The following is a 3563-nucleotide window of genomic DNA, read 5'->3' on the forward strand; positions in this document are numbered from 1 at the left end:
TGATTATTTTCAGTATTTATCGGATTAGTAATTCTGAGATTTTTAGATGAGTTACTACACTATACATTGATTGAAACTACTGGACCTGTTTTATTCCAACCTCTGCCTGAAAATATTCGCAGTGATGTTCAAACAATGGTAAATGGGGTGGCAGAACCATTTTCTACAGGCTTGAGTGGATTAATAATACTAGCAATTCTCTGGTTATGTAGATTAATATTAAATCCTAGTCACAGTGGGTTTCAAGACCAGCAGGGTCTGATATTTGTAATAGCAATTCTGATATCTGGTTTCGTATGGTTGGGAGTAATATGGTTAATTAGAAGCCAATATATTGGCTTGCTAGTAAGAAGCGCTGGTAAAGGAAGACTTGGTGTTTTGGATGTAGATATGCGGGCATTGAAGCGCTCGGTAGTAGAAACTTTGCAAAAAGGTACAGCAGAAGAAGATAAACGTTCCTGCATTGAGTTACTTAGTCAAATAGATAAAAAAAATGTAGGGGAAATACTGGCTCCACTTTTGCCGGTTATGTCATCTGAATTACAACGTCAAAGTCTCGAAGTAATGTTGAATCATCCTAACCCAACTTATCTCGAACAACTACGTTCCCTAGTTCAGACATCTATACCACCAGAAGTATTGGCTTTGGCTTTACGCTATATTTGGCTGACAGAATCAGAGCCAGAGATTAATCAAATACGACCTTATTTACAACCTTCAGTAGATCCAGTGGTAAGAGGTACTGCCGCAGCTTTAATTATGCGTCGAGGCGATCGAGGGCAAAAAGCTGAAGCTACTAATGTTTTACGCAGGATGATTACTTCCAAACTAGAAAAAGAAAGAGTTATGGGCGTTCGTGCTTTGGGGGAAGCAGATTATTTGCAAGGATTACGATTGTATGTCCCTAGTTTATTACAGGATGAATCGTTACGAGTGCGAAAGTATTGCATGGATGTAATTGCTGCTACTCGTTTGGAAAGCTACTACCCCTCTTTATTGCGAGGTTTGTCTTACAAATCTACTCGGGAAGCTGCGTTACAAGCATTGGTGAGGTTAGGTAATGATGGGATTCCGATGTTGGTAAAGTTGGCAGATGATTCTCATAAGTCAGATTTGGTCAGATTACAGGCTTGGAATGCTATTGGTGAAATTGGTACAATTGAAGCGCTGGATGCTCTGGTAAACAGAATGATGACTACCTGGGGTATAACACGCCGTAATATTCTGCGAAGATTGTTGACAATGCCAGGGGAAGTTGGAATTGAGGGGGTACTTGAACGGGTAGGTCGTAGCGGTGTAGAAATTTTAATTGAGCAAGAGTTGATGTTTATGGGGCAAGTTTATGCAGGTATAGTAGATTTGTCTAGGGTGGATATGACTTCTACTACTACTTTATCTCCTATCGTAGAGGAGGTTAATGGAAAACTGAGTACTGATTATACGCAAATGTTACTTCGGGCATTAAAATTGCTGGAGTTAGATGCTATAGAACGGTGTTTCTTATTAATGAAGTTTCTCTATCCATTGGGAGCTATTCAGGCAGCAGCTTTTAATATTAAGTCTGACTCACGTTCAAATTTAGCCCGTGGTTTAGAGATTTTAGATAATACTGTAGATATTTCCTGTAAGCGATCGCTGATTGATATTTTGGATCAAAACAGTTATGAGGAAAAGTTAAGTAGTTTGTCTGAGATGGTGGTTTATAAACTAATGGCTCCTAGCGAACGTTTACGGCATCTGTTAAATTTACGTCATTTTCTTTCTGATTGGGCTTTGGCTTGTTGTTTGCAGATGGCTCGTGCAGCTCGTTGGGGTTTAACTGCAGAGCAAACTTTAGTTTGTTTGCGTCATCCTACAGGTTTTGTGCGGGAGGCGGCTTTAGCTTATTTACGGATGGCATCTCAACGTGCTTTGGTTGAATTATTACCTAATTTGAGAAGTGACCCAGATCCTCTGGTAGCTGCTCAAGTAGAACAAATGATTGTTGAATTTGGTATTGGTTAACAATAGCAGGGTAGTTATCGTAATTTGGATAAGTAGATAGGCAAATTTGTTTGTATATCTACTATAAGAATACTCAATCTACTTGACTAAAATAATTTTCAAAAAAATCAAAGTCTCTCCCTAAAGTAGATTTGGTTATTGAGGTAATTAGCCTATAATCTACTAATAACTAGAGATACATTTTCTGTGCCGATTTTGCCTACTTCGGTTATGAATTATACCAATTTGGAAAAAGAATGTTACGAATAATCAGGGCAATTAAATGACTTTATAGGAGATGTCCCTTGAAGTAAAAATATCAATTCTGACCTAATAAATGGTATCAAAGCTATTTATTCTGTAAGTCGCCAATCTGACAGCTCCCCTACCTGACTCCTGACTTCCCCTCCTGGGAGGGGGAGGGGCGAGGGGTGGGTTGACTCCTAAGAAATAACCTATTTATTTGTAGCAAATATTTATCAATTTGGTATTATAAGGGTTTTCACATAGATAGACTACAGTGGCCAAAGCATTTTTCTACTGCCTCTGTTGGTGCGCATTCCCTCTCTTGGTTGACATTCTCATGGCGAGGAGACCTCGCCGGATTCCAACCGCTTGCGTCTGTCGCACCCCGTGGGGTCGCGCCGCTACTCCATTTTCTCTATCCCCTAAGCAAAAATAATTTTGTAGTCTACTTAAATGAAAAGCGCTGTAAATTAATTTTGTGGCGTTGTACAGTGACGAATAATACCAAATCCGGGTATAAAAAAAGGCTTGTCTTATCTCTCAATCCTATGTATCGTATAAAACTACCATTTTTTTTATACCCTCTTACTAGGGTAGATTTGGTATGATTTGAGATTTTTGATGAACAGGATTTTGGATTAATCAATTCCTGTAATGATTAATGTTAGGTTTTTTTTAGTCAAAGTCTAAACTATTTTTTGGCAATATCATTCCATAATATGCAACACCAATTTTGTATATATACCAGATACTTCTGATAACTTGCAGCAAGTATAAAAATTAAATCTCTTTTCCCTTTTTTTTCAAATACTTCTGTTTACCTTTTAGGTGACTTGTACAAAAAGTCTATTGATATGATTAATTTTAATTATGGGATAGTGTAAACTAAAGAAATGCAAGGTCATCTATCAAATGTTATCTGAACATTATTAACCATTAAAATTTGCTCAATAAAACGTGATTATTAAATTTGTTTATTCACCAAAGGGAAGGGTGTAAATGTTATGCTGACAAGTGTAGAGCGTCTTTTATTTATTAGAGCTGTCCCAATTTTTAGAGAATTAAGAGATGATTTCTTAGTACGTTTAGCTTCTGTTATGGATGAGCTATCTTTCCCTAGTAGTTATAGCATTTTTACTGAAGGGCAAGAGGGAAGGTCTCTTTATATTGTGGTATCTGGTAAAGTTAGAGTTCATTTGGCAGACAGGGAGTTAGCAAGGTTAGAACAAGGAGCTTGTTTTGGTGAAATGTCTTTGTTTGATGCTGAACCTCGTTCTGCTTCTGTAACTACTTTAGAAATTTGTGAATGTTTGATGTTAACTCAAATGCAACTT

The 3563-nt window shown here is 37.5% G+C and carries 1 protein-coding gene and 1 pseudogene; both read left to right on the top strand.

Annotated elements, in window-relative coordinates; genetic code table 11:
- Positions 1-2004, top strand: a pseudogene (locus F6K13_RS23855) (HEAT repeat domain-containing protein); the annotation flags it as partial.
- A 1229-nt stretch (positions 2005-3233) separates the two neighbouring features.
- A partial coding sequence (locus F6K13_RS23860; protein ID WP_287288590.1) for a cyclic nucleotide-binding domain-containing protein occupies positions 3234-3563 on the top strand: 330 nt, incomplete at its 3' end.

It is taken from the genome of Okeania sp. SIO2B9 (assembly GCF_010672505.1).
Lineage (GTDB): Bacteria > Cyanobacteriota > Cyanobacteriia > Cyanobacteriales > Microcoleaceae > Okeania > Okeania hirsuta.